General features: G+C 50.2%; 6 protein-coding genes. All 6 read right to left on the bottom strand.

Annotated features, from left to right (window positions below):
• Positions 1-73 precede the first annotated feature (73 nt).
• A complete protein-coding gene (locus RMSM_RS11540) occupies positions 74-916 on the bottom strand; it encodes an amidohydrolase family protein (RefSeq protein ID WP_008695754.1) in 843 nt (280 codons plus the stop codon).
• Positions 917-931: 15 nt separating this feature from the next.
• Positions 932-1,615, bottom strand: a complete 684-nt coding sequence (locus RMSM_RS11535) for a class I SAM-dependent methyltransferase (RefSeq protein ID WP_008695753.1) — start codon at positions 1,613-1,615, stop codon at positions 932-934.
• Positions 1,616-1,636: 21 nt separating this feature from the next.
• Complete coding sequence (locus tag RMSM_RS11530; RefSeq protein ID WP_008695751.1) at positions 1,637-2,335, bottom strand: RraA family protein; 699 nt, start codon at positions 2,333-2,335, stop codon at positions 1,637-1,639.
• A 38-nt stretch (positions 2,336-2,373) separates the two neighbouring features.
• On the bottom strand, positions 2,374-3,576 hold the full coding sequence (locus RMSM_RS11525) for an ATP-grasp domain-containing protein (RefSeq protein ID WP_008695749.1): 1,203 nt from the start codon (positions 3,574-3,576) through the stop codon (positions 2,374-2,376).
• Between the two features lie 191 nt (positions 3,577-3,767).
• Complete coding sequence (locus tag RMSM_RS11520; RefSeq protein WP_008695748.1) at positions 3,768-4,844, bottom strand: pyridoxal phosphate-dependent aminotransferase; 1,077 nt, start codon at positions 4,842-4,844, stop codon at positions 3,768-3,770.
• A 226-nt stretch (positions 4,845-5,070) separates the two neighbouring features.
• The coding region (locus RMSM_RS11515; RefSeq protein WP_236622100.1) for an N-acetylneuraminate synthase family protein at positions 5,071-6,165 on the bottom strand (1,095 nt) is incomplete at its 5' end.

The raw sequence follows: 6,165 nt of genomic DNA, 5'->3' as shown, positions 1-6,165 counted from the left end.
TTCACAGCGTTGGCCCAAACGGCTAACCTGCAGTGAATGGCGACTTGATCGCCACAAAGAGCAAACAGTCCGGTCACTGTCGTTCAAGCAAATTTTGGGATGACTGCAAGAAGATGTTTCTGGCGTCTTTGATTGAAAAGTCAAACCGTTCGATGAATCTGGAGGTCGCCGCGTGCGCTTCCTGTGACGAAACGTAAGGTTGGTCGGATCCGTAGAGAACCCGGTGCGTACCAATCTTGCGATAGGCAAATGCCATGTCTTTTTCGACGCTGCTGTGTTCGTAATAGTTAAGTGAGAAAGATGTGTCGAGGTAAACGTTGGGATAGGTTTCCGCGAGTAGCATTGCTTCGAGCACTCTTGCGCCGCCGCTGTGTAGCAAGATGACGGGACTGCGATCCACAACGTTGCAAATGGCGATTGATAGTTTCAGATTATCGCAGCGATACATGTCCGGTCCGCCAAAACTAGTGTCTATCAGGATCGATAGACCATTTTGTTGAGCTCGTTTTGAGAGCTCTTGGATTCGGGGGTGGTCCGCGTCGGTGATCTGCTGAACGTAAGCGTGAAACTTAATTCCAAAGAATCCATAATCGCGTATTGATTCGACGGCTTTCAGTGCTTGCTCGCTGCGGAAATCGAGCAGCAGCGTTAAGGAGGATTCGTTTTTCGTTTGCGAAGCTGCTTTGCCGAGAAATTCCAAGGCCGACAAATCGCGTATCAGACTTTCGTTGAAGATCATGAAGTTCGCCCCTCTGCACTGAGGGACGCAAGAATTGTGAAATTCCTGAATTCTTGCTGCGTATGCCTCCGCCGACATCGTGCGTTCTTGGTCAATTAGCTGCTGGGTTCCTTCGTCGCCTGTGGTTGGAAGGTGGACATTAAAGTCGAAAAACGGCAGCGATTCGTTTGCGTTCATCTAGCGTGTCAGGTTTTACGAAGCTGTCTTGTTCAGAACGAGAAGGAATTCTCGTTGAGGAATCGGTAGGTAATCATGCTTCAGTGAAACATGCGGTGTTAACTCGAATCCAATTTCCAATGCGCTGCATGGCGAATGGTAGTAGACGAAGTCTTCTTTGGGGTAGGTGTCGGTTAGTTGCGTGCTCAAGAAATCGACAATCAATGTCTTCTTTACTAGCCGGAATGCATTCTGAATTGCTTGTCGAGAATAGGTCAGATTGTCGGCCGATCCTTTCCAATTGAAATTCAACAGTCCCAGCATGATGCCGATGTCAGCGGATGGCGGATCGTCGTTCTGGCAAGTCAAAATATTATCATTTCGAAAACTTGCGATCGGATCATTGTATCGTTGTTTTGCTTCACGAATAAAATCCGCGTTCAAGTCAGAGCCGATATATTGGGCGACCTTGACCCCCTTGCTCTGTAAGAATTCGTAGTAGTCACCGAATCCACAGCCGATGTCCAAGACACTGGCATTTTCAAAATCAACTCCGCAGTGGAGGGTTTGCTCGAAACGGTATGCCTGCTGTTCTTGAGAACCCCAGCCAAGCGTGCGGATGTGTTTGCCAAGTTCCTGGTACCGTTTGCTATAGCGTTCTTTGGTGAGGTCAGATAGCTGCTGCGATTCCGCAGGGGAAAGTTGCTTCGCGTCTTTCATTTCATTCGGCTCCCGCACATGTTAAAGATCAAACTCTCTCAAACGAGCCACGAGCTTCTCGGGAAGGACGTCTTTCTGATCAAGGTATTTTTTTAGACAGATGGTTTCATAGGTTGACCATTTCAAAGTATCAGTACAGAAATACCAGATGTCTTCTTGCAGCTCAATGAACTCGAGTTTTCTGAGCGTGTCGTCGTTGATTTTGTTTTTCTCGATCATGGTGCATCCGGAATCGTCGCAGACGAAAATGCTGCCATCAAGCAAAGTTTGACGCTGAGATACCATCGATTCGATTTGTGGGGTGAGCTCGACGTCGCGGTTGAAGCAACCTAATGGTGTCACCCCTTTTATCCAGATGGGATAGTTTTCTTTGCGAAGTCGATGAGCGTCACGAACATGTCCGTTGATGACTAACGCTTCGATGCGTTTGTAGACAAATAGGTATTTGGCAACGATGTCTCCAAGGACGGCACGATCTCCGCAGTCCAGTGCATCAACATAAAGGATGGACCCCTCTTGGGCTTCTTCAATTTGTTTATGTAGCGGCCAATTGCTCTCGCTGTGAGTGTAGACGTAATGGACTTTGCCAACGGCGTAGTGTCCCGCGTTGATCGGGTGCAACTCGGCTTGTACGCCGGTTTTTGCTTGTGCGTCTGCCACTTCCACACTGGAGATGCGATTTCGAAGGATGGTTGAAACAACCTTGTCATGAATGTGCATAGGATTTTTCCGGTTTCAAGTTGGGTTCAGAAATCGTCTTAAGACGGCTGAACTTGGTCATAGGTCACGTCAATCATTTTGAACGCGTCGATCGCTCGTTGACGGACCATCGTTTCGGATGAAAAGATGATGAACCCATGACGGTTTGCATCCGTGCTGACGGGTTGGATATCGCTTCCAGCAGCTATCTGAAGCCGTAACGCAAGAGTCCCTTCCGTTTTCATCGCGGCTTCTGTACCCGTGATGCCCTTCACCTGGCCAGGCGGAAATGTGATGAACTTCAGGATCGTAGGCGTTTCATTAGGAGCGGTGTATAGATCTTGGGTTTCGCCCGCAGTGTCGGAGATATATTGACCCACCAGATCGATTCCGGAAACCGTTGGGGCAATCAGCTCGGACGTGAAGCATCCGCCACCCCGGTTTGCTGATTCGATCAAGATGATTCTTTCATCCTCCGTCACCATGTATTCGGAGTGGGTCATGCCAAAGTCGTAGCCGAGTGCGGTATTTATTTGTTCGTTGATCTGCATGGCTTTCTGACGGACGTGCTTTGGCAGTTCGCCCGGATAGATGATGTCTACCGCGACTTGTCTTTCTGGATCATCGAGTAGCGTTTTGGTGGCAAGTGCGAGCGATCGACACCCGGACTTGGGGAAAGCATAACCATCGACGGTGATTTGTACGCCGTGAATAAACTCTTCCAACAACACGTAGCGAGAATGGCTGTTACACACTGCGTCCCAGTATGCGTGGCGCACCTGTTCTGGACTATCGACCCGGTTCACACCAAAGCTGCCACGATTGTCAACTGGTTTGACAATGAGTGGGAACCCAATTTCCCGTGCCGCTTTGTCCGCCTCCTCGGGAGATTTACATTGGAAAAATTTTGGTGTTTCAAAACCGCTGGATGCGCAGATGGTTCGTTGTTCAAACTTGTTGCAAGAGATATGGGCTGCTCGAATCGATGGGCCTGGCAGCCCCATTCGTTGCGAGACAACCGCCTGGGCATAATGCGAATAATCACATTGGTCTGCGATGACAAGGTCTGGGCTTACCTTGCTGGCGTAGTCCCACACACTTGATAGGTCTCTGACGTCACAGACACAAACATCGGCTAGCTCGGCGTCTTTGGGGAAATCGCCATTGGGATGAATGCCGTAGATGTCATAACCTTGCGACTGTAGTCGTTGAATTAGCGGTTGCTGTTCCCATCCGACGCTAATCACTAACGCTTTTTTCATACGTGTCTCATTCCCGTGTGGGGCAAGTTCGTTACTGAGCATTGTCTTGGCTGAACGCTATCTTGGCTGAGCATTGTCTAGGGGAATCCCAGAGGCAGCGTTGCCGTGCAGGCCAGTTCAGGTTGTCGGTCAAGCTAGGCTCTGATTGAAACGCGGTTTCACGCTTCGCAAGAGCGTTTTTCAGACAGAGCTTAATTTCGCGAATTTGTGAAATCGCGGATCCGGTCGATGGCACTTCTTAGCGTTGATTCTGCAGTGCTAAATGAGATTCTGACAAACTCTTCAAAGCTGTCTCCATACGCGACGCCAGGAACGACCGCTACGCCTTGCTCCGCAAGCAACTGTTCGGCAACGTCTGCGCCGCTACCACCGCCTAACACGCTGGTTGGCACAAAATAGTAGAGTGCCCCATCGGGTAGATAACTTGAGAACCCTTCGAGTTTTTCCGCAATCAACATTCGATTCTGGTTGTAGATCAAAGCGGTATCACGCAGTGCAGCCAGTTGCGGATCCGCCTGGGTAACCAGCCCTCTCTGAACCGGCGTGCATGGGCAGGTTGCGATGTGTTGCTGTAGTTTGCAACTGTCTTCGATTACCTTGGGGTTCTGAGAGGCGATCCAGCCGACTCTCATTCCCGTCATTGCGTGAGACTTCGAGAATCCATTGCAAACGACGAGTTTGTCGTAACTGAACTGCGCCATTGAATTCCATTTCGAGTCGTAGTCATACGTCGAATAGATTTCATCAGAAATCAGCCACGCGTTCTTCGACTTGCAAATGTTGAGCAGAGCCTCGGATTCTTGTTGGTTGAAGATCTTTCCGTCGGGGTTGTTGGGGGAACAAATCGTCAATAAGTCGAATTCTTCTTTTGCAACATGGTCGAGCCAATTTGGGTGCGTCCGATCGACAGAAACAATTTCGGTGTTCAAGAGCCCTGCTGTCGCCTTGTACCCGAGCCACGTTGGTTCAAGAACACTGATTCGCTTGGGATTCGTAGCCCGAAACAGATAAAACAAGCCTTGTTTTACTCCAGGCACAATCAGAATGTGCTCTGGCAAGAATCGCGTGGCATAGTAATTTTGAGCAATCGCTTCTCGAAGCGGCTCAAGCCCAGCAGCGGAGCTATAGTGTGTGTCCCCAGCAGCGATTGCCTGATTGATTGCGTCCACCACAGCGGTGGGAGGGCTGGTGTGAGTGTCGCCCAGCGCTAGCGAGATCACGTCTCTTCCCGATGCTCGAAGTTGCCTCACTTTTTCGGCGATGGCCATCGAGGCTGAATTGCTTAGGGTCGAGTTCGTCACATTTGCACTTGAGATTTAGGTTAACAATCAGGCAGGAGTGTTTCGGTTTCTTAGCCGTTTTGGCCAACGCTGTGAAGCATTTTTCGTAGCGAAACTCGCAGAGAGTTTCGGTTTTACTCGCGTGGCCGAAAGTCTCTGCGACTTTCGCTACAGTTCATTTGCGTTTTGCTTATAGGGGTAAATGCTTCACCGCCTAGCTGTTCTGGCCAACGCTTGCGATTGAAATGTCAGATCGTTCCAGCAGGTGGCCGGCCGGCAGTGCTCGTGCGGTAATGCAATCCTGAGACAATAGTGTCATCATTTGCACCGCGTCAATTCCCTTGGGATGTCGTAGGTAGCGGATGTCACCGTCACGAATGCTGTCTCCCGCCATTCGGTTTCTCGCCAGAATTGCGCGGTAGCGAATCGATTCTTTAAAACGAGACTCTTCTGGTTCGATCTCAATCCGGACGTCAGTACTGCTTGCTGCTTCAACCGTGCGGATGCTTTGAATCATTGCCTGCAGTTCGGCAGGTTCCAGTGAAAACGGTTCATCGGGTGCATTGACAACGCCGCGTTTCAGAATGAAATGCTTTTCGATCACATCGGCTCCGAGTGCCACCGCGGCGGTGGCGACCGCGATGCCGTCGGTGTGGTCGGAGAATCCAACCGGGCAACCGAACATTTTTCGGTAGATCTCCATGCGGCCTAGGAAAACGCGATCCGCCGGAGTGGGGTAGATACTGTTGCAGTGCAAGATGCAGTAGTTTTTGTTTCCGTTGCGCTCGAAGATCTTGATCACTTGTTCGAGTTCGCTGTAGCTGACCAGCCCCGTGGATAACAGCGTTGGTTTGCCGGTTTGAGCGACACGTTCAATTAGCTGAGGGAACGTGCCAATTTGAGCTGATGCAAGTTTGAACAGATCGACTGACAGATCGCTAAGCAAGTCAACGGACTTCAGGTACGTCGGTGTCGAAAAGAAAATGATACCACGTTTGTCGCAGTGTTCTTTCAACGGCTGGTGCCACGATTCGTCCAAGTCAATGGCTTGATGCAGTTTTTGGATCTCTGCACTCGGTTCGAGATAGAGTTCGTTGACGGCAAGCGATTGGAACTTGACCGCATCCGCGCCCGCCTCCACTGCGGCATCGATCGTATCGAGCGCAAGTTGGAAGTCTTGGCCGTGATTCGATCCGATTTCGGCAATCACAAAGCTAGCAGCTCCTTCGCCGATGGATACTTTGTCGTTAATCTTCATCTGACACTCGCGAGACCCTGGTCGCATCGATCTTGGTGATTTGCAGTTTGT

Source organism: Rhodopirellula maiorica SM1, assembly GCF_000346295.1.
Classification (GTDB): Bacteria; Planctomycetota; Planctomycetia; order Pirellulales; family Pirellulaceae; genus Novipirellula; species Novipirellula maiorica.
The sequence above is the reverse complement of the archived record's forward strand: the minus strand, read 5'-3'. Positions and strand labels throughout refer to the sequence as shown.

Excerpts from the sequence above, each read along its gene's own strand:
- RMSM_RS11535 (WP_008695753.1), bottom strand. The coding sequence starts at position 1,615 with ATGAAAGACGCGAAGCAACTTTCCCCTGCGGAATCGCAGCAGCTATCT.
- RMSM_RS11540 (WP_008695754.1), bottom strand. The coding sequence starts at position 916 with ATGAACGCAAACGAATCGCTGCCGTTTTTCGACTTTAATGTCCACCTT.
- RMSM_RS11525 (WP_008695749.1), bottom strand. The coding sequence starts at position 3,576 with ATGAAAAAAGCGTTAGTGATTAGCGTCGGATGGGAACAGCAACCGCTA.
- RMSM_RS11520 (WP_008695748.1), bottom strand. The coding sequence starts at position 4,844 with ATGGCCATCGCCGAAAAAGTGAGGCAACTTCGAGCATCGGGAAGAGAC.
- RMSM_RS11530 (WP_008695751.1), bottom strand. The coding sequence starts at position 2,335 with ATGCACATTCATGACAAGGTTGTTTCAACCATCCTTCGAAATCGCATC.